The sequence below is a fragment of the Microbacterium limosum genome, assembly GCF_036324365.1.
GTDB classification, from domain to species: Bacteria; Actinomycetota; Actinomycetes; order Actinomycetales; family Microbacteriaceae; genus Microbacterium; species Microbacterium limosum.
In genome coordinates this window covers 1,882,339-1,905,937 of sequence record NZ_CP137080.1, presented here as the reverse complement: position 1 = coordinate 1,905,937, position 23,599 = coordinate 1,882,339, and the positions used below count along the sequence as shown (strand labels likewise).

Genomic DNA, 23,599 nt, shown 5'->3' with positions numbered 1-23,599 from the left:
TCAGCGTCCTCCTTGGGGCGACGGGTCGGATGCTGGGGCATCCGCGGGAACGGCGGTGAAGAGCACGTCCGCACCGAGCGGGCGGACATCGGTGAAGGCGAAGCGGCGGGCCGCGGCGATGGAGCCGACGCCGACGTCGTCGAGGGCCACGCGCGGGCCGCCGAGCAGGATCGGCGAGACGTACACCAGCAGCTCGTCGGCGAGCCCCGCGCGCACGAACGACGCGGCGAGGGTGGGGCCGCCCTCGACGAAGACCCGCTGGATGCCGCGGCGGCGCAGCTGGGAGAGGGCGTCGGCCAGGTCGGTGCCGTCGAGGTGCAGCAGCTCCCGCGGGTGACGCCGCACCGCGGCATCCGCGGGCACGCCGCGGCGCCCGAGCACGACCGGCAGCGGCTGGGTCGGCAGGAGGGAGCCGTCCTCGGCGCGAGCGGTGAGGGCGGGGTCGTCGGCGAGGATCGTGCCGATGCCCGCGACGATGGCGTCCGCGTCGGCCCGGCGGCGGTGCACGTCGCGCCGGGCGTCGGGCCCCGTGATCCACCGGCTGGAGCCGTCGGCGGCGGCGGCGCGGCCGTCGAGGCTCTGCGCCCATTTGATGCTGACGTGCGGCCTGCCCCGGCGCGCGGCGTCCAGCCAGCCGGCGATCATGGTGCGGATCTCGTCGGCGCGCACGCCGGGCTCGACCTCGATGCCGTGGGCGCGCAGGCGCTCGGCGCCGCCGCCCGACACCTCGGCGGGGTCTTCGACGGCGTACACGACGCGGGCGACGCCGGCCTCGATCAGGGCGAGCGCGCAGGGACCCGTGCGCCCGGTGTGGTTGCACGGCTCGAGGGTGACGACCATCGTCGCGCCGCGGGCGGCGCCCGGGGCGAGCCGGGAGAGCGCGTCGACCTCGGCGTGGGGGGTGCCGGCGCCGCGGTGCCATCCCTCGGCGAGCACGTCTCCCGTGGGCGAGAGGACGATCGCACCCACCTGCGGATTGATGCCGCGCGGCCCGAGGAGCGCGAGATCGCGGGCGCGGCCCATGGCCTGCCATTCCCTGTCGCTGACGGTCACTTCCGGTCCTTACTTGGCTCCGGGGACCGTCGACGGTGCGCGACGTGGAGGTGTCACGCGTCGACGCGACACCTCCGTGCTGCCTCCCATCCGGACTCGTACGGCAGGTGCCGTACATCACCGTCGGTTCCGGAATTACACCGGATCGACCTCGGCTCCCGTCGGAACGGGTGCCTCGGCTCGCGGACTCTCACCGCCGGTTCGGATTCTCACCGACCCCGGAGCACGTTGATGCTCTGGAGTCTAGCAACGCGGGCGGGACGCCTTTGCATTCCCGCCCCGCCGCGTCACTTCAGCAGGCGGGAGAGCCGGCGATCGGCGAGCTTCTTGCCGCCGGTCTGACACGTGGGGCAGTACTCGAGCGAGTTGTCTGCGAAGAAAACGGACTGCACCTCGGTGCCGCACACGGGGCACGGCTGCCCGCGTCGCGCATGCACCTGCATCCCGCGCCGCTTGGCGTCCTTGAGGTCGGCCGGCGGACGTCCGGTGGCGGTCGCGACGGCCTCGCGGAGGGTCTGCTGCGTCGCCCCGTAGAGCCGGTCGACCTCGCCGTCGTCGAGATTCGCGGCGAGGGCGTACGGCGACATCCGGGCGGCGTGCAGGATCTCGTCGGAGTAGGCGTTGCCGATCCCCGCGACGATCGACTGATCGCGCAGCACTCCCTTGATCTGCGTGCGCCGGCCGGAGAGGAGGGCGGCGAAGACATCGCGTGTGAAGGCGGGGTCGAGGGGATCGGGCCCCAGGCGGGCGATGCCCGGAACGTCCCCCAGCGAGCGGACGACGGAGATCGCGAGCGACTTCTTCGTGCCCGCCTCGGTCAGATCGAACCCCGACCCGTCCGAGAGGACGACGCGGGCGGCGAGCGGCGACTTGCCCGGGCGTACCGGGGTCGCGGGCGCGCTGTCGTGCCAGCGCAGCCAGCCCGCCTTGGCGAGGTGGAAGACGAGGTGCAGGGCGTCATCGCCCAGGCCGCGGCATCCGATCGCGATGAACTTGCCGGCTCGGGTGACGCCGGAGATCTCCGCGCCCTCCAGCGCCCGGATCGGGGGATCGAACGTCTTCAGCGCGGCGAACTGCAGCACCGTCGCGGTCGTGACGCGCAGGCCGACGACGCGCTCGCGGAGGAAGTCCACGAGGCCCTGCACTTCCGGCATCTCGGGCATGCATCCATGGTGGCACGGGGTACCGACCCAGGGGTCGACGGGGCGGTCTGCCGACAACGCTCCGGTGACAGTGCGCGCCGCCGCCTGCCCGGGGCCGGTTCCGCCCGCTCGGCGGCGATCCTTCCGGAATGTTGTCCGGTTCGACGCGTCGCGGGCTCGGTGCGGAGGGGCGGGTGTCCGAGTGGCGAGCCTCAGCGCCGGCGCAGCAGGCCCATGCGGTCGTAGACCGTGCCGAGCGTCTCCATCGCCACGGTCTCGGCGCGCCCGGCGTTGGCGGCCAGCACGCGGTCGAGCTCCGCGGGGTCGTCGAGCAGCTCGAGGGCGCGGTTGCGAACGGGCTCGAACTCCGAGACGACGACGTCGGCCAGGCCCTTCTTGAAGTCTCCGTAGCCCCGGCCGGCGTATTCGTCCTCGATCGAGGGGATCTGCCGACCGGTGAGGGCGGCGTAGATGACGAGCAGGTTCGACACGCCGGGCTTGTTCTCGCGGTCGTACCGCACGCTGCCCTCGCTGTCGGTGACGGCGCGCATGACCTTCTTGGCGCTCTTGGACGGCTCGTCGAGCAGCCACAGCACGCCCGCGTCGGTCTCCGCCGATTTCGACATCTTCGCCACGGGGTTCTGCAGGTCGTAGATGCGCGCCGACTCCTGCTGGATCATCGGCATCGGCACCCGGAACGTCTCGCCGTAGCGCGCGTTGAAGCGCTCCGCGATGTCTCGCGTCAGCTCGATGTGCTGCTTCTGGTCGTCACCGACGGGGACCACGGCGGTCTGGTAGAGCAGGATGTCGGCGGCCATCAGCACGGGGTAGGTGAACAGGCCCACGGATGTCGCGTCCTGGCCGTAGCGCGACGACTTGTCCTTGAACTGGGTCATGCGGCCGGCCTCGCCGAAGCCCGTCAGCGTGCCGAGGATCCACGCCAGCTCGGCGTGCGCGGGCACGTGCGACTGCACGTAGAGCGTGGACTTCGCGGGCTCGATCCCGGCGGCGATGTACTGCGCCGCCGTGCGGCGGGTCTTCTCCCGCAGCTCGGAGGGGTCGTTGGGCTGCGTCAGCGCGTGCAGGTCGACGACCGAGAAGTACGCGTCGTACGACTCCTGCAGATCGCGCCACTGCATGAGCGCTCCGATGTAGTTGCCGATCTGCAGGGAGTCGGCGGAGGGCTGCATTCCGGAGTACAGGCGCGCTTTGCTCACCCGATCGATCATAGGCGTCCGGCCCTGCGCCGCCCGCGCCCCGCCGCCGTGCGGTGCCCCGTCGCGCGGGGGTCAGCCGCCGATCCGATAGTCGGCCACGACCGGCGCGTGGTCGCTCCACCGGGTGTCCCACGACGGCGCCCGGACCACGCGGTAGTCCTCCACGCGGCTCGCCAGCTCGGGGGTGGCCAGGTGGTAGTCGATGCGCCAGCCGGTGTCGTTGTCGAACGCCTTGCCGCGGTTGGACCACCACGTGTACGGGCCGTCGACGTCGCCGTGGAATCGGCGCCCCACGTCGACCCACCCGAGCCCCGGTCCCGACGTCCCGTCGACGCAGCTGACGATCTCCCCCTCCGCGCCGAGGAAACGGTCGAAGTACGCGCGCTCCCGCGGGAGGAAGCCCGCCTTCTTGACGTTGCCCCGCCAGTTGCGGATGTCGAGCTCGCGGTGGCCGACGTTGAGGTCGCCCGTGATGAGCGAGAGCGGTGCCGATTCGCGCAGCTGCGGCATCCGCTCCTCCATGGCGTCGAGGAAGGCCCACTTCTGCTCCTGGCGCGGCGTGCCGGCCTCGCCCGTGTGCACATAGGCGCTCACGATCGTGAGGGACTCGCCCCCGAGCTCGATGTCGGCTTCGATCCAGCGGCCGGCGGTGTCGAGGCTCTCGTCGGCGAACTCCGTGCGCACCCGCGCGACGGGCTCGCGGGTCGCCACGGCGACGCCGGCGCGCCCCTTGGCGAGAGCCTCGTCGCCGACGAGGTGCCATCCGGGCAGGGATGCCGCGAGGTGGTCGGCCGACGCGCGCACCTCCTGCAGCGTCATGACCTCGACCCCGGCGTCGTCGAGCCAGGCGAGCATGCCCTTGCGGGTCGCGGCCCGGATTCCGTTGACGTTGACGGAGGCGATGCGGACGGTGCGGGGCATGATTCCACCCTATGCGCGGCCGGCGACACCCCCTCAGAAGTCGAAGACGCCGCCCGTGCGCACGGGCGGGGGCGGCGTCTCCCGGATGCGCGCGAGTTCCTCCTCCGCCCGGCCCTCCCGCCTCGCGGCGGCCCACGACCGGTACCAGGGCGCGGCGTCGCGGGCGGCGCGCGCCTCGCGCAGCCGCACCTCGGCGGCCAGCAGCAGGGCGTCGTACTCGGCGCGGGCGCGCTCTTCCGCGGTCTGCTCGGCGATCTCGAGGTCGCGGTCGGATGCCGCGACGGCGATCCACGCGCCGGCCACGAGGATGACGATGCTGTTCAGGCGGAACCACAGCAGGAACCCGATGAGCACGGCGAAGGTCGCCAGCAGGGGGTTGGAGGGGGTGTAGCTCAGCAGCAGGCCGGCGCCCACCTGCAGGACGACGATCGCCCCGCCGCCCAGGAGCGACCCGGGCCAGATGCGCGCCCACGGCAGGGCCGCGCCCGTGAGGAAGCGGAACATCGCCGCCAGCGCGGCGCCGTTGATCGCGAAGGACACCAGCAGCGAGGCGATGCGCGCGAGCACGTTCGACAGCGCGCTGAGGTCTTCGAGGCCGAAGAGCGCGAACAGCAGTCCGAGCGCCCACGTCGCGATGCTTCCGATGACCGCACCGACCAGCAGGGCGACACCGAAGACCACGGCGGCGAGCAGGTCCCGCGCCTTCAGGAGCACATAGGACCGGGTGTCGAACGGGAGACCGAAGATGTCGCGCACGGCCCGCCGGGCGAAGGTGATGAAGCCGATCGCGGTCCACACGACGATGACGAGTGCGATCGCGCCGGTGATGCCGAGGGTGCTGGCGCTGTTCGTCGCGACGGCCTCGACCTGCTCGGGCGTGACGAGACCCTGCTCGCTGATGAGGTTCGGGATGTAGTCGTTGATGACCGAGATCAGGCCCTCGATCGCCGTCCGACTGGCGCCGAGCCACAGCCCGACGGTCGCGAAGGCGAGGTAGATGACGCCGAAGATGGCGAACAGCGCCTGATAGCTCACGCCGGCCGCGAGGAGGAACCCGTTGTGGCGCAGGAAGTGCCGCCACACCCGGATGGGGAACCACGCCAGCGTCCGGCGCGTGATGCGGGTGGCCGTCTCGACGGGCTCCTCGAGCCGCGTGCGCAGCGAATCCTGCGCGCTCTCCCACCTCGCACGCCACTGCGTCGCCCCGTCGTCCTCGGCGGACGCGTCAGGGCTCGGGCGATCGGTCACCGCTCCAGGCTAGCGACGCCCCCGTCATCCGTCCGTCTCATCGTCGTGGGGCGGGAGAAGAGCGTGGGCATCGGCGCGGGGGCGACCAGCACCGAATCGGGACGCCGGTCGGCGAGGCCGGGAAACCCCGCCGCCGCGACGAAAGAATCCTCCAGGTGCAGCAGCCTGCCCCGCAGCGGCTGCCACGCCGGATGGGTGTTGCGCGCGTAGATCGTGCGTCCGCGGCGCGTCTCGTGGAAGCCCCACCGGGAGGTGAGCCATCGCGCCTCGGGGGAGTCGTCGGGCTCCTCGGTCGCGGCGACCCGGAAGGCCGTCCGGGCTCCGCTCCGGTGCCGTGTCGCGGTGAACTCCCACGCGCTCTCCGTGCGCTGCAGACGCGTGCGCGACCACACGTACGGCAGCCCGAACAGGGCTCGTGCAGCCAGGACCGACACGAGCCGCGACGCGTCGAGCGATCGGAACACCACGCCGCGGCGCCCCGCGGCATCGATCGAGTACAGGCGCACGTTGATCTCGACGAAGGTGCCCCAGACGGGCACCGCGGGCAGCGGCAGGAACCGGTGGTCGGCGAGGGTGAAGCCGATGAGCCCCACCCACGTGGCCCCGTCGATGACGTCGGGGCGCACGCCCGCCGGCATCATGGGCGCGACGCGCTCGGGGTCCGCACGCCAGTGGAGGAACACCAGGTCGCTCCAGACCTGACCCACGACGGCCCGTCCCGGAAGGGGCGGGCCATCGTGCGGGTGGGCGGGCATCAGCCGCGCAGGACCGCCTGCTTGACCTCGGCGATCGCCTTGGTCACCTGGATGCCGCGGGGGCACGCCTCGGAGCAGTTGAAGGTCGTGCGGCAGCGCCACACGCCCTCCTTGTCGTTGAGGATGTCGAGACGAACGTCGCCCGCGTCGTCGCGCGAGTCGAAGATGAACCGGTGCGCGTTGACGATCGCCGCCGGGCCGAAGTACTGCCCGTCGGTCCAGAACACGGGGCACGAGGACGTGCACGCGGCGCACAGGATGCACTTGGTGGTGTCGTCGAAGATCTCGCGGTTGGCGATCGACTGCACGCGCTCCTTGCCGGGCTCCGGCGCGGAGTTGGAGATGAGGAACGGCTGCACCTCGCGGTAGGAGGCGAAGAACGGCTCCATGTCGACGATCAGGTCCTTCTCCAGCGGCAGGCCCTTGATCGCCTCGACATAGATGGGCCGCGAGATGTCGAGGTCCTTGATGAGCGTCTTGCACGCCAGGCGGTTGCGGCCGTTGATGCGCATCGCGTCGGACCCGCAGATACCGTGGGCGCACGACCGGCGGAACGACAGCGACCCGTCGACCTCCCACTTGATCTTGTGCAGCGCGTCGAGCACACGATCGGTGGAGTACATCTCGACGTCGTAGTCGACCCAGCGCGGCTCCTCGTCGACCTCGGGGTCGAAGCGGCGCACGATGAAGGTGACGAGGAACGACTGGATGCCGGTGTCGGCCGTGACCTCGGGCTCGGCCGGTGCCTCAGCGGAGTCGACGATCGCCTGGGACATCAGTACTTCCTCTCCAACGGCGGGTAACGCAACTCGCCGGCTTCGTTCTTCGTGAAGACGACGGGCTTCCAGTCGAGCCGGATGTGGTCGTCCGCCGTCGACGAGTTCGGGTCGCCGCTCAGGTAGGCCATCGTGTGCTTCATGTAGGCCTCGTCGTCGCGCCCCGGGAAGTCGTCGCGCATGTGTCCGCCGCGGCTCTCCTTGCGGTTGCGGGCGGTGACGACGACGACCTCGGCGATGTCGAGGAGGAAGCCGAGCTCGACGGCCTCGAGCAGGTCGGTGTTGAACCGCTTGCCCTTGTCGTCGACGTGGATGTTCCGGTAGCGCTCGCGCAGCTCCTCGATGACGCCGAGCACGTGCGTGAGCGACTCCTCGGTGCGGAACACCTGGGCGCCCTTGTCCATCTCGTCCTGCAGCTTCTTGCGCAGCACGGCGATGCGCTCGGTGCCGGTGCCGGCGCGCAGGCCCTCGATCATGTCGTGCACGGCGCCCGCGGGGTTCTCGGGCAGCGGCACGAAGTCGGCCGTCTTGACGTATTCGACCGCGTTGCGGCCGGCGCGCTTGCCGAAGACGTTGATGTCGAGCAGCGAGTTGGTGCCGAGGCGGTTCGATCCGTGCACCGACACGCACGCGCACTCGCCGGCGGCGTAGAGCCCCGGGACGACGGTCTCGTTGTCGGCGAGCACCTCGGCGGCGACGTTGGTGGGGATGCCGCCCATCGCGTAGTGCGCGGTGGGCATGACGGGAACGGGCTCGACGACGGGGTCGACCCCCAGGTAGGTGCGGGCGAACTCCGTGATGTCGGGGAGCTTCGTCTCGAGCACCTCGGCGCCCAGGTGCGTGCAGTCCAGCAGCACGTAGTCGCGGTGCGGGCCGGCGCCGCGGCCTTCGGCGACCTCCTGCTGCATGCATCGGCTGACGATGTCGCGGGGCGCGAGGTCCTTGATGGTGGGGGCGTAACGCTCCATGAAGCGCTCGCCCGAGACGTTGCGCAGGATCGCGCCCTCGCCGCGGGCGCCCTCGGTGAGCAGGATGCCGAGGCCCGCGAGCCCGGTGGGGTGGAACTGGAAGAACTCCATGTCCTCGAGCGGCAGGCCCTTGCGCCACACGATGCCGACGCCGTCGCCGGTGAGCGTATGGGCGTTCGAGGTCGTCTTGTAGATCTTGCCGAAGCCGCCCGTGGCGAAGATCACGGCCTTGGCGTGGAAGACGTGCAGCTCGCCGGACGCGAGATCGTAGGCGACGACGCCGGCGACCTGCGTCTTGCCCGCGGCATCCTTCGTCGTGATGAGGTCGAGGACGTAGAACTCGTTGAAGAAGTTGATGCCGAGCTTGACGCAGTTCTGGAACAGCGTCTGCAGGATCATGTGGCCGGTGCGGTCGGCGGCGTAGCATGCGCGGCGCACGGGCGACTTCCCGTGGTCGGCGGTGTGGCCGCCGAAGCGGCGCTGGTCGATCTTGCCTTCGGGGGTGCGGTTGAAGGGCAGGCCCATGTTCTCGAGGTCGATGACCGCGTCGATGGCCTCCTTCGCGAGGATCTCGGCCGCGTCCTGGTCGACGAGGTAGTCGCCGCCCTTGACGGTGTCGAAGGTGTGCCACTCCCACGAGTCCTCTTCGACGTTCGCCAGGGCCGCCGCCATTCCGCCCTGCGCTGCGCCGGTGTGGGAGCGCGTGGGGTACAGCTTGGAGATCACCGCGGTCTTCGCGTGCGGGCCCGCCTCGATCGCGGCGCGCATGCCGGCGCCGCCGGCGCCGACGATGACGATGTCGAACTGGTGGTGGTGCACGCCGGTCGGCGCGGTCCCGGTCGGGGCTGGGGTCGTCACGGTCTTGATTGCCTCTTCGTTGATCGTCGGGCGGTCGGTGTCAGGCTGCGGCCCGGCACTGCTCCCACAGGATGCTGTCGGGGGTCACGCCGATGCAGGGGTCGAAGGTGAAGACGACCAGCGTGCCGAGGATGATGAGGAACGCCGCCGAAAGTGCGATCGCCCAGACGAGGACCTTCCGCGCGGTCGGGTTGGTGACGTAGTCGTTCGTGATCGTCCGCATGCCGTTGGCGCCGTGGATGAGGGCGAGCCAGAGCATCAGCACGTCCCACCACTGCCAGAACGGGTTGGCGAGCTTTCCGGCCACGAAGCCGAAGTCGATGCCGCTGATGCCCTCGCCGAGCATGAGGTTCACGAAGAGGTGTCCGAAGATCAGCACGATCAGCACGACGCCGGAGGCGCGCATGTAGATCCAGCCCCACTTCTCGAGGTTGACGCCGCGGCGGCGTGGGGCGGCGGGGCGGGGGGAGCGGGGCGCGGCGAGCGCGTCGGCGGTGGTCATCAGTGTCCCTCTCCCGTGAAGACGTTGATGAGGTGACGCGGCGTGAAGGCCGCCATGGTCACGGCCCAGACCCCCAGCACACCCCAGAACAGCTGGCGCTGATACTTCGCGCCCTTCGACCAGAAGTCGACGAGGATGATGCGCAGGCCGTTGAAGGCGTGATAGGCGATCGCCCCGACGAGGACGACCTCGCCGAGCCCCATGATCGGGTTCTTGTAGGTGCTCATGACCGCGTCGTAGGCCTCGGGGGAGACGCGGATGAGCGCGGTGTCGAGCACGTGCACGAGAAGGAAGAAGAAGATCGCCACACCGGTGATGCGGTGCAGCACCCACGACCACATTCCCTCACGGCCGCGGTACAGAGTGCCCGCGGGTCGTTTGGACGTGGTCTCCGAGACCGTCGGTGCCAGGCGGGTGGCTGAAGACACGATCGTCCTCCCTGATCGATGCGAGGTGCCACGCGCGAGCGCCGGACGGCGCGGGCGCCCCGCCATCCTATGTCGGCGGCGCCGCCGGATGGCGATTAGGTCCGCCTAACTCTCTCGACATCGAGATACCTTCGCCCACTGTGGGTGCCGCCCCGATCGCTACGCTGGCTGCATGGCTCACCCACTCGACGACTTCTATGCCGTGATCCCCGCGGGGGGAGTGGGCAGCAGGCTCTGGCCCCTCTCGCGCGCCGACGCCCCCAAGTTCCTCCACGACCTGACCGGCTCCGGTCAGACCCTCCTGCGCGACACGTGGGATCGCCTCGCCCCGCTGTCGGGCGAGCACCGCATCGCCGTCGTCACGGGGCGCGCGCACCGCGCCGCCGTCGAGCGGGAGCTGCCGGACATCGCCGACAGGAACGTCTTCCTCGAGTCCGAGCCGCGCGACTCCGCCGCCGCCATCGGGCTCGCCGCCGCGATCCTCGTCGCCCGCGAGCCCGACGTCATCATCGGCTCGTTCGCCGCCGACCACGTGATCCGCGGCACCCGCACGTTCGAGTTCGCCGTCCAGCAGGCCGTGGAGGTCGCGCGCGCCGGCTACATCTGCACGATCGGCATCCAGCCCACCGAGGCGTCCGTGGGCTTCGGCTACATCAAGAAGTCGGGTGAGCTCGATGTCGACGGCGCCCCCGAGGCGGCGACCGTCGAGCGATTCGTGGAGAAGCCCGACCTGGAGACTGCGCGGTCCTACTTCGCGGACCGCTCCTACCTGTGGAACGCGGGCATGTTCATCTCGCGTGCCGACGTGCTGCTCGACGAGCTCGCGCGCAACCAGCCGGAGCTGCACGCGGGGCTCATCGAGCTGGCCGAGGCGTGGGACGACCGCGAGCGCCGCGGGCCCGCGGTCGACCGCGTCTGGCCGCGGCTGACGAAGATCGCGATCGACTACGCCGTCGCGGAGCCGGCCGCCGAGCGCGGTCGCCTCGCCGTCATCCCGGGCCACTTCGACTGGGACGACGTCGGCGACTTCGCGAGCCTCGCCAAGCTCAACTCCCACGGGCGCAACGAGCTGGCGATCCTCGGCCAGAACGCCCGCGTGCTCTCGGACGCCTCCAGCGGCATCCTCGTCTCGCAGACCTCGCGCGTCATCAGCCTGATCGGCGTGCAGGACATCGTCGTGGTCGACACGGAGGATGCGCTCCTGGTCACCACGAGCGAGCACGCGCAGCGCGTGAAGGGCGTCGTGGACGCGCTCAAGCTGACCGGGCGGGGCGACGTGCTCTGAGCGCCCTCGATCGCGCCTCCGTCGCCGCGGACCGGCGATACTGCGTCCTGCGTGGCGCGGAATCGCGTCTTTTATAACCATTGGGTTTCGCGGGGCCGATCCGGCGGGAACGGAGCGCAACATTGGGTAACGTTTCGTCGGCAGATCCCGGATCGGTCGGGGTCTCACGAGTCTTTATGGAGGACACAGTGAGGATCACCAAGAAGGCCGCGTTCAGCGGTCTGGCACTGGTTTCCACCGCCGCGCTGCTCGCCGGCTGTGGTTCGGCGCCGGAGGAGACCGACGGCGGCGACGGCGGCGAGGCGCTGGACTACCTGCCCTGCATGGTGTCGGACTTCGGCGGCTTCGACGACAAGTCCTTCAACCAGCTCGGCTTCGAGGGCATGGTCGCGGCGGCCGAGGAGCTCGGCGTCGAGTACACGGAGGTCGAGTCGCAGGCCGAGACCGACTACAACGCGAACCTGCAGAACCTCGTCGACCAGGGCTGCAACACGATCGTGACGGTCGGGTTCGCGCTCGCGCCCGCCGCGCTCGAGTCCGCGCTGGCGAACCCCGATGTCGAGTACGTCTCGATCGACGACACGGTCGACCAGGACTTCGACGGCACGACCGACGCCGAGAACATCAAGCCGCTCATCTTCGACACCGCCCAGGCCGCGTTCCTCGCGGGCTACCTGTCGGCGGGTGTGTCGCAGACGGGCGTCGTGGGCACCTTCGGCGGCCAGAACTTCCCGACCGTCTCGGTGTTCATGGACGGCTTCGCGCAGGGCGTGGACTACTACAACGAGGAGATGGGCGCCGACGTCCAGGTCGTCGGCTGGGACCGCGAGGCGCAGGACGGCTCGTTCACCGGCGGGTTCGAGGCCAACGACACCGCGCGCCAGATCGCGCAGGGCCTGATCGACCAGAACGCCGACATCATCCTCCCCGTCGGCGGACCGATCTACCAGTCGGCCGCCGCCGCCATCCGCGACTCGGGTCGTGAGATCGCCCTCATCGGCGTCGACGCCGACGTGTACGAGACCGACCCCTCGGTCGGCGACCTGCTGTTGACCTCGGTGCTCAAGGGCATCGACGTCGCGGTGCACGAGGCGATCGTCGAGGCCGGCAACGGCAACTTCGACCCGACCCCGTTCGTCGGCACGCTCGAGAACGAGGGCGTGGGAATCGCCTCGTTCCACGACTGGGAGGACCGGGTTCCCGCGGAGCTCGCCACCAAGATCGAGGAGCTGCAGGCCGCGATCATCGCCGGCGAGATCGCCGTCGAGTCGTACCTGGCCGAGTAAGCACGGCACCTTCGAGGGGAGGTCGGCGCGAGCCGGCCTCCCCTTCTTCTTGGACCGGACCCCTCGCCGGATCCACCCCACCCACAACTAGGATCGGGAGCATGAAGCTCGAACTTCGCGGGATTACGAAGACGTTCGGGTCTCTGGTGGCGAACGACCACATCGACCTCACCGTCGGGGCCGGTGAGATCCACTGCCTTCTCGGCGAGAACGGGGCGGGCAAGTCGACGCTGATGAACGTCCTCTACGGGCTGTATCAGGCGGATGCCGGAGAGATCCTCCTCGACGACGAGGTGCAGCACTTCGCGGGCCCCGGCGATGCGATGCGCGCGGGCATCGGCATGGTCCACCAGCACTTCATGCTGATCCCCGTCTTCACGGTCGCCGAGAACGTCATGCTCGGCCACGAGCAGACCCGGTTCGGCGGACGACTCGACCTCGCCGCCGCCCGCGCGAAGGTGCGCGAGATCTCCGATCGCTTCGGATTCGACGTCGACCCCGACGCCCTCGTCGACGATCTCCCCGTCGGCGTCCAGCAGCGGGTCGAGATCATCAAGGCGCTCTCGCGCGACGCGCGGGTTCTCGTCTTCGACGAGCCGACCGCGGTGCTCACGCCCCAGGAGACCGACGAGCTCATGGCGATCATGCGCCAGCTGAAGCAGTCCGGCACCTCCATCGTCTTCATCACCCACAAGCTCCGCGAGGTGCGGGAGGTCGCCGACCGCATCACGGTCATCCGCCTCGGCAAGGTCGTGGGGGAGGCATCCCCCACCGCGTCCAACGCCGAGCTGGCCTCGCTGATGGTCGGGCGCGCCGTCGAGCTCACCGTGCACAAGGACGCCCCCCGGCTCGGCGAGCCCGCGCTCGCCGTCGAGGACCTCTCCGTGATCGACCCGACCGGGCACGTCGTGCTCAACCGCGTCAGCTTCCAGGTGCGCGCCGGCGAGATCCTCGCCGTGGCGGGCGTGCAGGGCAACGGCCAGACCGAGCTCACGGAGGCCCTCGTCGGCCTGCAGCCCCACGTGCGGGGCTCCGTCGTCCTCGACGGCAAGCAGCTGGTCGGTGCGAGCGTGCGCCGCGTGCTCGACGCCGGCGTCGGCTTCGTCCCCGAGGACCGCAAGGAGGACGGCCTCGTGGGGGAGTTCTCCGTCTCCGAGAACCTCATGCTCGACCGCTCCGACGGCGAGCCGTTCGTGAAGGCGGGAGTGCTCCAGCTTTCCGTGCTGTCGGAGTTCGCCCGCGAGAAGGTCGAGGAGTTCGACGTGCGGACGCCCTCCATCGACACGAAGGTGGGTCGCCTCTCCGGCGGCAACCAGCAGAAGGTCGTCCTGGCCCGCGAGCTCAGCCGCGAGCTGCGGCTGCTCGTCGCCGCCCAGCCGACCCGCGGCGTCGACGTCGGCTCGATCGAGTTCATCCACAAGCGCATCGTGGCGACGCGGGATGCCGGGGTTCCCGTCGTCGTCGTCTCGACCGAGCTCGACGAGGTGACGGCGCTCGCCGACCGGATCATGGTCATGTACCGGGGCCGTGTCGTGGGCATCGTCCCGGGCGACACGCCCCGCGACGTGCTGGGACTGATGATGGCGGGCGAAGCCCCGAATCTCGAGGGAGCCGCGGCATGAGCCAGACCGTCACCCCGCCGGCGCAGACGCCGCCGGCGGAGGAGCCCTCGCGCTGGCATCGCGCGCTGCAGGAGATCACGACCGGCAACGCCATCATCTCGGTGCTCGCCGTCGTGATGGCCCTCGTCGTCGGCGCGGTCATGATCGCCTTCACCGACGAGGGCGTGCAGCAGGCCGCGGGCTACTTCTTCGCTCGGCCGGGTGACACGCTCGTGGCGGTCTGGGAGGCCGTGGCCGGCGCCTACTCCGCCTTCTTCCAGGGCGCGGTGTACAACTTCCGCCGCCCCGAGTTCGCCGCCGGCATCCGGCCCCTCACCGAGACGCTCACCTTCGCGACGCCGCTCATCGCGGCCGGGCTCGGCGTCGCACTCGCCTTCCGGGTCGGCATGTTCAACATCGGCGGACGCGGGCAGATGCTCATGGCCGCCGCGGCCGCCGGATACGTCGGCTTCGCGTTCGAGCTGCCCTTCGGCATCCACATGCTGGTCGCGCTGCTGGCGGGTGTCGCCGCGGGTGCGCTGTGGGCGGGGATCGCCGGTCTGCTGAAGGCGCGCACCGGCGCGCACGAGGTGATCGTGACGATCATGCTCAACTACGTCGCGCTGTACCTCATCACGTGGATGCTGCGCACCCCGGGCCTGCTGCAGGCCCCGGGGACGAACAACCCCACGACGCCGGCGATGCGCGAGACGGCCGTCTTCCCCGAACTGCTCGGGCCGCAGTACAACCTGCACCTCGGGTTCCTCTTCGCGATCGCCTCGGTCGTGCTGGTGTGGTGGATCCTCGATCGCTCGGCCCTGGGCTTCCGCTTCCGCGCCGTGGGGGAGAACCCCAGCGCCGCGCGGGTCGCGGGCATCAACGTCAAGGCGATGTACGTCTACGCGATGCTCATCTCCGGGGCCCTCGTCGGACTGGCCGGCACGAGTCAGGTGCTCGGCACCGTCACGACGGGCTTCTCGAGCGGCATCGACGCCGGCATCGGCTTCGACGCCATCACCGTCGCGCTCCTCGGGCGCTCGAGCCCGTGGGGAGTGCTGGCCGCTGGCATCCTCTTCGGCGCGTTCAAGGCGGGAGGCTTCTCGATGCAGGCTGCGGAGGGCGTTCCCATCGACATCGTGCTCGTGGTGCAGTCGCTCATCGTCCTCTTCATCGCCGCGCCGCCGCTCGTGCGCGCGGTCTTCCGCCTGCCCGCACCCGGCAGCGCTCCGCGCCGGCAACGTCCGATCGTCAGCAAGAAGGGGGTGGCCCGGTGAGCACCGTCGCCGAGCGTCCCGATGGCGCACTCGCTCCCGCCCGGCTCGACACGACCGTCGTCGTCAGCTGGAAGGCGCCCATCGCCTTCGCGGCGATCACGGTCCTCGCCGCGCTGCTGTTCGTGCTCGCGCCGCACGACGGCGAGGCGATCTTCCGCATCTCGGCGGCGGGCGACGCCGTGCAGCTGCCCGAGGTCGTCTTGGCATCGGGCATCACGACGGCGGTCTGCCTCGTGCTGCTGGTGTCGGTGACGATCGCGTCGGCGCTTCTCGTGCGTGCACGGCGCCGCGTGCCGATCTGGTTCGCGATCGTCTTCGCGGGGGTGTTCATGACGGCCTTCCTCACGTGGGCGGCCGCCGGGGCATCCATCCACGTCATCCCCCTCGCCGGCCTGCTCGCGGGGGCCCTGAGCCTGTCGGTGCCGCTCATCTTCGGTGCCCTGTGCGGCGTCATCAGCGAGCGCGTCGGCGTCGTGAACATCGCGATCGAGGGTCAGCTGCTGGCGGGGGCGTTCACGTCGGCGGTCGTCGCGACCGCGACGGGCCAGCCCCTGATCGGACTCGCCGCCGCCGCGGTGGCGGGCGTGCTCGTGAGCTTCGTGCTCGCGGCCTTCTCCATCGTGTACTTCGTCGACCAGGTGATCGTCGGAGTCGTGCTCAACGTGCTCGTCGTCGGGCTGACGAGCTTCTTCTTCTCTCAGCTACTCGCGCCCAACGCCGCGACGCTGAACTCGCCGCCGCGCTTCGAGCGCATCAACATCCCGTTCCTGGCGGACATCCCCCTGATCGGGCCCATGTTCTTCCGGCAGACGATCATCGTGTACCTCATGTACGCGGCCGTCGTGCTGGTATACATCGGCCTGTTCCACACCAAGTGGGGCCTGCGTCTGCGGTCGGTCGGCGAGCACCCCCAGGCGGCGGACACGGTCGGCATCAACGTCGCTCGAACCCGGTTCTGGAACGTCTCTCTCGGCGGCGCGATCGCGGGCCTGGGAGGCGCCTTCTTCACGCTCGGCTCGGTCGGCGCGTTCAACAAGGAGATGACCGCCGGCGCGGGGTTCATCGCGCTCGCCGCCGTGATCTTCGGGCAGTGGGACCCCATCAAGGCCACGCTCGCGGCGCTGCTGTTCGGCTTCGCCTCCAACCTGCAGAACACGCTCGGCGTGATCGGCTCGCCCGTGCCGAGCGAGTTCATGCTCATGCTGCCGTACGTCGTGACGATCTTCGCCGTCGCGGGCCTCGTGGGTCGCGCCCGCGGACCCGCCGCAGCGGGCAGGCCGTATATCAAGGGATGACATGACCGATATCGATTGGGACGAGCTGCGCCACGTCGCCACCGAGGCGATGCGGCGGGCGTACGTGCCGTACTCCCGCTTCCCCGTGGGCGCCGCCGCACTCGTGACCGACGGCCGCATCGTGGCCGGCTGCAACGTCGAGAACGCCTCCTACGGCGTCACGCTCTGCGCCGAGTGCGGCCTCGTGTCGGAGCTGGCGATGTCGGGCGGAGGGCAGCTCGTCGCCTTCGTGTGCGTGGACGGCGACGGCCGTACCCTCATGCCGTGCGGGCGGTGCCGCCAGCTGCTCTACGAACACGCGCTTCCCGGCATGCTCCTGGAGACCGTCTCCGGCATCCGCACGATCGACGAGGTCCTGCCCGACGCCTTCGGCCCGCGCAACCTCGAAGAGGCGGGCCGGCCGTGAGCGGGGCGGATGCCGCGGCATCCGGCATAGAGCCCTTCGACGCCGTCGACGTCATCCGCCGCAAGCGCGACGGCGGCGCGGTCGCGGACGACGCGCTGCGCTGGATGGTCGACGCGTTCACGCGCGGCTACGTCTCGGACGCCCAGATGGCCGCGTTCGCGATGGCCGTGCTGCTGAACGGGATGACGCGGGAGGAGATCCGGGTCATGACCGACGCGATGATCGCCTCCGGCGAGCGGATGAGCTTCGCGCGGCTCGGCAAGCGCACGGTCGACAAGCACTCGACGGGCGGGGTGGGCGACAAGATCACCCTGCCGCTGGCGCCGCTGGTGGCCTCGTTCGGAGTTGCGGTCCCCCAGCTCTCGGGCCGCGGTCTCGGTCACACGGGCGGCACGCTGGACAAGCTCGAGGCGATCCCGGGATGGCGCGCGGCGCTGTCGAACGCCGAGATGTTCGAGCAGCTGCAGGGCGTCGGCGCCGTCATCTGCGCCGCCGGCTCCGGGCTCGCCCCCGCAGACAAGCGCCTCTACGCGCTGCGCGACGTGACCGGCACCGTCGAGGCGATCCCGCTCATCGCGTCGAGCATCATGTCGAAGAAGATCGCGGAGGGGACCGACGCGCTCGTGCTCGACGTGAAGTTCGGCTCCGGCGCCTTCATGCAGGACATCGGCCGGGCGCGCGAGCTCGCACGGACGATGGTCGCCCTCGGCGCCGACTCGGGGGTCGCGACCACCGCGCTGCTGACCGACATGAACACGCCCCTCGGGCGGGCGATCGGCAACGCCAATGAGGTGCGCGAGTCGGTGGAGGTGCTCGCAGGGGGAGGACCGGCCGATGTCGTCGAGCTCACCGTCGCCCTCGCGCGCGAGATGCTCGCGCTCGCGGGTCGGCCGGACGCCGACGTCGAGGCCGCCCTCGCCGACGGGCGCGCCATGGACGCGTGGCGCCGAATGATCGCGGCGCAGGGCGGCGACCCGGATGCGGCGCTCCCCGCGCCGCGCGAGACGCACGTCGTCAGGGCGACCGCCGACGGGATCGTCGACCGCATGGAGGCGCTGCCGTTCGGGATCGCCGCGTGGCGCCTGGGCGCCGGACGTGCGCGCGCCGAGGACGCCGTCGTGCACGCCGCCGGGATCGACCTGCACAAGAAGCCCGGTGACGCGGTGCGCGCCGGCGAGCCCGTCTTCGCGCTCTCCGCCGACGACCCGGCGCGGTTCGCCCGAGCGCTGGACGCGCTGGAGGGAGCGTGGAGCATCGGCGAGACGGCCCCGGCATCCGCCCCGCTTGTCGTCGAGCGCATCACGGCCTGACCCCCCCCACGACCCCTCCAGAAGGCGAGACCCGCATGATCCTCGACGCCCACGGCGACTACACCATCGACGGCGTCTCGGTGCGCTCGCTGCCGAAGGTGAGCCTGCACGACCACCTCGACGGGGCGCTGCGTCCCGCGACCGTCATCGAGCTCGCCGATGAGGCGGGTATCGACCTGCCCGAGACGGATGCCGCGTCCCTCGCCGACTGGTTCGCCGAGCGCAGCGATTCGGGCTCGCTCGTGGAGTACCTGAAGACCTTCGACATCACGACCTCCGTCATGCAGACCGCGGAAGGGCTCCGCCGCGTCGCGCGCGAGTTCGTGGAGGATCTCGCCGCCGACGGCGTCGTGTACGGCGAGGTGCGGTGGGCGCCCGAGCAGCACCTCGCGGGCGGGCTGACGCTCGACGAGGCCGTCGAGGCCGTGCAGGCGGGGATCGAGGATGGCGAGGACTCGATCGACGCCGACGGCGGCAGCATCCGCGTGGGTCAGCTGATCACGGCGATGCGCCACACCGACCGCTCGCTGGAGATCGCCGAGCTGGCCGTGCGCCACCGCGACGGCGGTGCCGTCGGGTTCGACATCGCGGGCCCCGAGGACGGCTTCCCCCCGTCGCGCCACCGCGCCGCCTTCGACTACCTCGCGACGCAGTTCTTCCCCGTGACGGTGCACGCCGGGGAGGCTGCGGGCCTGGACTCGATCCGCTCGGCGCTGATCGACGGCCGTGCCCTGCGCCTCGGGCACGGCGTGCGCCTCGCGTCCGATCTCGACGTCGTCTCGCGCTCGGGCGATGAGGTGCTGGTGACCTTCGGCGACCTCTCCCGCTGGGTGCGCGACCGGGAGATCACCCTCGAGCTCTCGCCCTCCTCCAACCTGCAGACCGGGGCGATCGAGGCGTGGGGCGAGGAGCTCGCCGACCACCCGTTCGACCTGCTGTATCAGCTGGGCTTCTCCGTGACGGTCAACGTCGACAACCGCCTGCAGAGCGGCACGTCCTTGACGAAGGAGCTCGCCCTGCTCGCACGCGCCTTCGACTACGACCTGGAGGACCTGCAGGCCTTCCAGCTCAACGCGGCGGCCGGGGCGTTCCTCACGGTGGAGGAGCGGGAGGAGCTCATCGAGCTGATCGCCGAGGGCTTCGACCTGTAGCGTCTCGTCGCGCGCCGAGCGCACCGCGAGACACCACACGCGCGCCGAGACACCGGCCCTCGGGTGGTGTCTCGGCGCGGATGTGGTGTCTCGCTGAGAGGGGGCGCGGCAAGGGGCGGGGGCGTCAGCTGTGGTGGCGACCGCGGGGCAGCACGAGCGGGGCGCCCGATACCGGATCGGGGATGACGGTGCAGTCGAGGTCGAACACTTCGCGCACGATCTTCGGCGAGATGACCTCGGCGGGGCTGCCCGACGCATGGATGCGTCCCTCGTGCACGGCGATGAGGTGGTCCGCATAGCGGGCGGCGAGGTTGAGGTCGTGCAGGACCATGACGATCGTCGTGCCGCGTGTGCGGTTGAGGTCGGTGAGCAGATCGAGCACCTCGATCTGGTGCGTCACGTCGAGGAAGGTCGTCGGCTCGTCCAGCAGCAGGATGTCGGTCTGCTGCGCGAGAGCCATCGCGATCCAGACCCGCTGACGCTGCCCGCCCGAGAGCTCGTCGACCGCGCGGTCGGCGAGATCGGCGATGCCCGTGGCATCCAGCGCCTCGGCCACGGTCGCGTAGTCGTCGGCGCTCCACCGCGCGAGGAAGCGCTGATGCGGATGCCGGCCGCGGCCGACGAGGTCGGTCACGACGATGCCCTCGGGGGCGGTGGGGCTCTGGGGGAGCAGCCCCAGGCGTCGCGCGACCTCGCGGGAGGAGAGGCGGTGGATCTCCTCCCCGTCGAGCATGACGGCGCCCTCCCGCGGGCGGATCAGGCGCGCGAGCGCCCGCAGCACCGTGGACTTCCCGCATCCGTTCGCGCCGACGATCGCGGTGATGCGGCCCTCGGGGACCGTGAGATCCATGTTCCGCACGACCTCGCGATCGCCGTAGGCGAGGGTGAGCCCCTCGGCGGCAAGGCGGTGGTGTTCGATCACAGGGAGCCTCCCGCGCGATTGGTGCGAATGAGCAGGTAGATGAGGAAGGGCGCGCCGAGCACGCCCGTGATGACCCCGACGGGGTAGCGGGTGCCGAAGGCGAACTGCCCGACGAGGTCTGCCAGCAGCACCAGGAGCGCGCCGACGAGCGCCGAGGGCAGCAGCAGCGAGCCGCCCGGGCCGACCAGGCGGGCGGCGATGGGGCCGGCCATGAACGCGACGAACGCGATCGGGCCGCTCGCCGCGGTGGCGAAGGCCAGCAGGATGACGGCGGCCAGGATCATGAGCAGGCGGGTGCGGTCGGTGCGCACGCCGAGGGATGCCGCCGAGTCGTCGCCGAGGTGGAGGGCGCCGAAGGAGCGCCCCGCGCCGGCCAGGAGCGATCCGAACACCACGACGACGAGGATGAGCGGGAGGATGCGCTCCCACGTCGCCCCGTTGAGGCTTCCCGTGAGCCACTGCATGGCCGTCTGGAGGTCCCACGCCGCGGCGCGGGAGAGCAGGTAGGTGACGACGCTGTCGAGCATCGCGCCGACGCCGATGCCGATGAGGATCAGTCGCGTCCCCGCGAAGCCCGCCTTGTACGAGAGCAGGTAGATGGCGCCTGCGGTGGCGAGTGCGGCGACGAGCGCGAAGGCCGACACCCCGGTGTCGCCGAGCCCCAGGGTGACCCCCGCGAAGACGGCGGCCGCGCTCGCTCCCGCGCTGATGCCGATGACATCCGGCGAGGCGAGCGGATTGCGCAGCAGTGTCTGGAACGTCACGCCCGCGAGGCCGAAGGCCGCGCCCGCGAAGAGCCCGAGCGTGGCGCGCGGAAGCCGCAGCGTGCCGACGGTGAACGAGGCACCCGGCACCTGCTGCCCGAGGATGACGGCGATGACCTCGCCCGGCGAGTAGAACGTCTGCCCGATCATGAGCGTCGCGGCGTAGGAGGCGAGCACGGCGACCGCGAGGCATCCGATCACGACGGCGCGTCGACGGGCCCGGTGGCGGCGTCCGGCGACGACGGCGGCGACGGTCGTCGTGGCGGCGGGGGCGGTGTCGACGGTCATAGCTCGCGCACCCTCTGCCGGCGGACGATCCAGATGAAGACGGGGGCGCCGATGAGGGCCGTGACGATCCCGACCTCGATCTCCTCGGGGCGCGTGATGAGGCGGCCGACGATGTCGGCGAAGGTGAGCAGCGCTGCGCCCGCGATCGCCGAGAACGGCAGCAGCCAGCGGTGGTCGCCTCCCACGAGCAGGCGGCACAGGTGGGGGATGACGAGGCCTACGAAGCCGATCGGCCCCGCGATCGCGGTGGCGGCGCCGGCGAGGATGACGGCGCCGACGGCGGCGAGCAGCCGTGCCCGGCCCACCCGTACGCCGAGACCGGCGGCCATGTCGTCGCCGAGCGCGAGGGAGTTCATGCTCCGGGCGCTGACGAGGCAGATGAACGCGCCGAGCGCGAGGAACGGGGCGACGATCGCGATGCGGTCCCAGCTGGCTCCCCCCACCCCGCCGATCTGCCAGAAGCGGAACGTCTCGAGGATGTCGACGCGGGGCAGCAGGATGGCGCTCACGAGCGACGTGAACGCCGCCGCGGACGCCGCCCCCGCGAGGGCGAGCTTGAGGGGAGTGGCGCCCCCGCGCCCCGCCGAGCCGACCGCATAGACGAACACGGCGGCGAGGGCTGCTCCGATCGTCGCGACGCCGATGTAGGAGTAGGGGTTGCTGAGGCCGAAGAACGCGATGCCGATGACGACCGCCAGCGCGGCGCCGGGGCTGATGCCGAGGATGCCGGGGTCTGCGAGCGGATTGCGCGTGACGGCCTGCATCGCCGCGCCCGAGAGCGCGAGCGCGGCGCCGACGATCATCGCGAGCACCGTGCGGGGGACGCGGAGCACGACGGCGGCCTCGCCGATGCCCCCGGCATCCCCGCGCATCGCCGCGAGGATCTCGGTCAGCGACACATCCCGCACGCCGAAGGCGACCGATGCGACGAAGAGCACCGCGAGGAGTGCGACGCCGGCGCCGAGCCACGCCAGACGGACGGCCGCCGGTCGCCGCAGTGCGGCGGTGCCAGGCGGCCGTCCGGGTGCCGTGGTGGCGGTGCTCACCCGTTCTGCGAGAGGGGAGCGGCGAGCAGCGCGAAGTAGTCGCCGATGCCCCAGCTGATCGAGAGCGGGGAGGGGTTCGCCGAGGCGGCCAGCGGCGTCGAGTTCTCCAGCACGGCGATCTGCCCGTTCGCGATCGCGGGGATCTGCGACAGCAGCGGGTCGGCCTTGATCGCCTCGACGAGCGCGCCGTCGGCCTCGCCGTAGGTGACGAAGAGGTCCACGTCCGCGAAGCGGTCGGCCTCCTCCGCGCTGACCATCAGGTAGAACTCCTCCGTGCCGGCGGACTCCTCCGCGACGATCTCCGGCGTGGGCAGCCCGATCGACTCGAGGAATCCGGGGCGCGTGTCGTAGCTCGTGTAGAACCCGATCTGGCTGAGGTCGGTCGGGTCGATGTAGGAGAAGAGCACCTTCTTGCCCTCGAGCGCCGGGTTGGCCGCGAGGGCGTCGGAGACGTCCGCCTGCAGATCGGCGATGAGCTGCTCGCCCTCCTCGGCGAGTCCGATGGCCTCGGAGTTCATGCGGATCATGTCCTCGACCGAGGTGCCCCACGGGACGTCGGGGTAGGCCACGACAGGAGCGATCTGCGAGAGCGTGTCGTACTCCTCCTGCGTCAGGCCGGAGTAGGAGGCCAGGATCACGTCGGGCTGCGTGTCGGCCACGGCCTCGAAGTCGATGCCGTCCGTCTCGTCGAAGAGCACCGGCGTCTCGGCGCCCAGCTCGGCGAGCGCATCCTCGACCCAGGGCAGCACGCCGTCGTTGTCGTCGTCGCCCCACGTCGCCTCGCTCATACCGACCGGCACGACGCCCAGGGCGAGGGGGACCTCGTGGTTGGCCCATGCGACCGTGGCGACCCGCTCGGGCTTGTCCTCGATGACGGTCTCGCCGTAGGCGTGCTCGATCGTGACGGGGAAGCCGGACCCGGACTCGGGCGACTCGGCGGCCGAGTCGGAGGCGGCGGGGGTGGAGCAGGCGGTGAGGGCGAGTGCGGCGACGGCGGCCAGCGCGACGGGCGCGACGCGACGGGAGAGGGTCATCGGGATTCCTTCAGGGGCTGTGCTGCCAGGCGTTTGCTTAGGCAAGCCTAACCATACCTCAACGGCCCG

General features: G+C 70.9%; 22 protein-coding genes and 1 riboswitch. Of the genes, 8 read left to right on the top strand and 14 right to left on the bottom strand.

Features of this window, described 5'->3' with window-relative positions:
* The 10 genes from ribD to sdhC form a co-directional block, all read right to left on the bottom strand.
* Positions 1–1,053: a bifunctional diaminohydroxyphosphoribosylaminopyrimidine deaminase/5-amino-6-(5-phosphoribosylamino)uracil reductase RibD gene (ribD, locus tag RYJ27_RS09170; protein ID WP_422732829.1), complete on the bottom strand. Its 1,053-nt coding sequence runs from the start codon at positions 1,051–1,053 to the stop codon at positions 1–3.
* 73 nt (positions 1,054–1,126) lie between these two features.
* Positions 1,127–1,283, bottom strand: a riboswitch (FMN riboswitch).
* Between the two features lie 57 nt (positions 1,284–1,340).
* Entirely contained in the window at positions 1,341–2,216 is an 876-nt protein-coding gene (locus tag RYJ27_RS09165) for an Fpg/Nei family DNA glycosylase (RefSeq protein ID WP_330170018.1), read from the bottom strand.
* Positions 2,217–2,407: 191 nt separating this feature from the next.
* Positions 2,408–3,424 carry a tryptophan--tRNA ligase gene (gene trpS / locus RYJ27_RS09160; protein WP_422732828.1) on the bottom strand — a complete coding sequence of 339 codons (1,017 nt, stop codon included), beginning with the start codon at positions 3,422–3,424 and terminating at the stop codon, positions 2,408–2,410.
* A gap of 60 nt (positions 3,425–3,484) precedes the next feature.
* On the bottom strand, positions 3,485–4,333 hold the full coding sequence (locus tag RYJ27_RS09155; RefSeq protein WP_330170016.1) for an exodeoxyribonuclease III: 849 nt from the start codon (positions 4,331–4,333) through the stop codon (positions 3,485–3,487).
* Positions 4,334–4,366: 33 nt separating this feature from the next.
* Positions 4,367–5,581: a YihY/virulence factor BrkB family protein gene (locus RYJ27_RS09150; protein WP_330170015.1), complete on the bottom strand. Its 1,215-nt coding sequence runs from the start codon at positions 5,579–5,581 to the stop codon at positions 4,367–4,369.
* Positions 5,578–6,288, bottom strand: coding sequence for a YqjF family protein (locus tag RYJ27_RS09145; RefSeq protein WP_330170014.1), 711 nt, complete (start codon positions 6,286–6,288; stop codon positions 5,578–5,580). The genes RYJ27_RS09150 and RYJ27_RS09145 overlap by 4 nt, the downstream gene beginning before the upstream one ends.
* A 47-nt stretch (positions 6,289–6,335) precedes the next feature.
* Positions 6,336–7,112 carry a succinate dehydrogenase iron-sulfur subunit gene (locus RYJ27_RS09140; RefSeq protein ID WP_330170013.1) on the bottom strand — a complete coding sequence of 259 codons (777 nt, stop codon included), beginning with the start codon at positions 7,110–7,112 and terminating at the stop codon, positions 6,336–6,338.
* Complete coding sequence (sdhA, locus tag RYJ27_RS09135; RefSeq protein WP_330170012.1) at positions 7,112–8,938, bottom strand: succinate dehydrogenase flavoprotein subunit; 1,827 nt, start codon at positions 8,936–8,938, stop codon at positions 7,112–7,114. The genes RYJ27_RS09140 and sdhA overlap by 1 nt, the downstream gene beginning before the upstream one ends.
* 40 nt (positions 8,939–8,978) lie before the next feature.
* Entirely contained in the window at positions 8,979–9,440 is a 462-nt protein-coding gene (locus RYJ27_RS09130) for a succinate dehydrogenase hydrophobic membrane anchor subunit (protein WP_330170011.1), read from the bottom strand.
* Complete coding sequence (gene sdhC, locus RYJ27_RS09125; protein WP_330170010.1) at positions 9,440–9,868, bottom strand: succinate dehydrogenase, cytochrome b556 subunit; 429 nt, start codon at positions 9,866–9,868, stop codon at positions 9,440–9,442. The genes RYJ27_RS09130 and sdhC overlap by 1 nt, the downstream gene beginning before the upstream one ends.
* 172 nt (positions 9,869–10,040) lie before the next feature.
* On the opposite strand from sdhC, the gene RYJ27_RS09120 reads away from it, so the two are divergent.
* The 8 genes from RYJ27_RS09120 to RYJ27_RS09085 all read left to right on the top strand — a co-directional run bounded on the left by RYJ27_RS09120 (position 10,041) and on the right by RYJ27_RS09085 (position 19,476).
* Positions 10,041–11,153, top strand: a complete 1,113-nt coding sequence (locus tag RYJ27_RS09120) for a mannose-1-phosphate guanylyltransferase (RefSeq protein ID WP_330170009.1) — start codon at positions 10,041–10,043, stop codon at positions 11,151–11,153.
* A gap of 176 nt (positions 11,154–11,329) precedes the next feature.
* Positions 11,330–12,439 (top strand): BMP family lipoprotein, encoded by a 1,110-nt coding sequence (locus RYJ27_RS09115; protein WP_330170008.1) that lies wholly within the window; start codon positions 11,330–11,332, stop codon positions 12,437–12,439.
* Between the two features lie 101 nt (positions 12,440–12,540).
* Positions 12,541–14,061: an ABC transporter ATP-binding protein gene (locus RYJ27_RS09110; RefSeq protein WP_330170007.1), complete on the top strand. Its 1,521-nt coding sequence runs from the start codon at positions 12,541–12,543 to the stop codon at positions 14,059–14,061.
* Entirely contained in the window at positions 14,058–15,314 is a 1,257-nt protein-coding gene (locus RYJ27_RS09105; RefSeq protein ID WP_330170006.1) for an ABC transporter permease, read from the top strand. The genes RYJ27_RS09110 and RYJ27_RS09105 overlap by 4 nt, the downstream gene beginning before the upstream one ends.
* Entirely contained in the window at positions 15,311–16,609 is a 1,299-nt protein-coding gene (locus RYJ27_RS09100; protein ID WP_330170005.1) for an ABC transporter permease, read from the top strand. Before RYJ27_RS09105 ends, RYJ27_RS09100 begins: the two co-directional genes overlap by 4 nt.
* A 1-nt stretch (position 16,610) precedes the next feature.
* Positions 16,611–17,015 (top strand): cytidine deaminase, encoded by a 405-nt coding sequence (locus RYJ27_RS09095; RefSeq protein ID WP_330170004.1) that lies wholly within the window; start codon positions 16,611–16,613, stop codon positions 17,013–17,015.
* The gene (locus tag RYJ27_RS09090; protein ID WP_330170003.1) at positions 17,012–18,325 is read left to right on the top strand and encodes a thymidine phosphorylase; all 1,314 of its coding nucleotides are present in this window, start codon (positions 17,012–17,014) and stop codon (positions 18,323–18,325) included. The genes RYJ27_RS09095 and RYJ27_RS09090 overlap by 4 nt, the downstream gene beginning before the upstream one ends.
* Before the next feature lie 35 nt (positions 18,326–18,360).
* On the top strand, positions 18,361–19,476 hold the full coding sequence (locus RYJ27_RS09085; RefSeq protein ID WP_330170002.1) for an adenosine deaminase: 1,116 nt from the start codon (positions 18,361–18,363) through the stop codon (positions 19,474–19,476).
* Positions 19,477–19,600: 124 nt separating this feature from the next.
* Here RYJ27_RS09085 and RYJ27_RS09080 read toward each other — a convergent pair whose 3' ends face one another.
* The 4 genes from RYJ27_RS09080 to RYJ27_RS09065 are packed head-to-tail and all read right to left on the bottom strand — an operon-like array spanning position 19,601 to position 23,530.
* Positions 19,601–20,398 carry an ABC transporter ATP-binding protein gene (locus tag RYJ27_RS09080; protein WP_330170001.1) on the bottom strand — a complete coding sequence of 266 codons (798 nt, stop codon included), beginning with the start codon at positions 20,396–20,398 and terminating at the stop codon, positions 19,601–19,603.
* Entirely contained in the window at positions 20,395–21,450 is a 1,056-nt protein-coding gene (locus RYJ27_RS09075) for a FecCD family ABC transporter permease (RefSeq protein ID WP_330170000.1), read from the bottom strand. Before RYJ27_RS09075 ends, RYJ27_RS09080 begins: the two co-directional genes overlap by 4 nt.
* The gene (locus tag RYJ27_RS09070; RefSeq protein ID WP_330169999.1) at positions 21,447–22,496 is read right to left on the bottom strand and encodes a FecCD family ABC transporter permease; all 1,050 of its coding nucleotides are present in this window, start codon (positions 22,494–22,496) and stop codon (positions 21,447–21,449) included. Before RYJ27_RS09070 ends, RYJ27_RS09075 begins: the two co-directional genes overlap by 4 nt.
* Positions 22,493–23,530, bottom strand: coding sequence for an iron-siderophore ABC transporter substrate-binding protein (locus RYJ27_RS09065; RefSeq protein ID WP_330169998.1), 1,038 nt, complete (start codon positions 23,528–23,530; stop codon positions 22,493–22,495). The genes RYJ27_RS09070 and RYJ27_RS09065 overlap by 4 nt, the downstream gene beginning before the upstream one ends.
* Between the last annotated feature and the right edge of the window lie 69 nt (positions 23,531–23,599).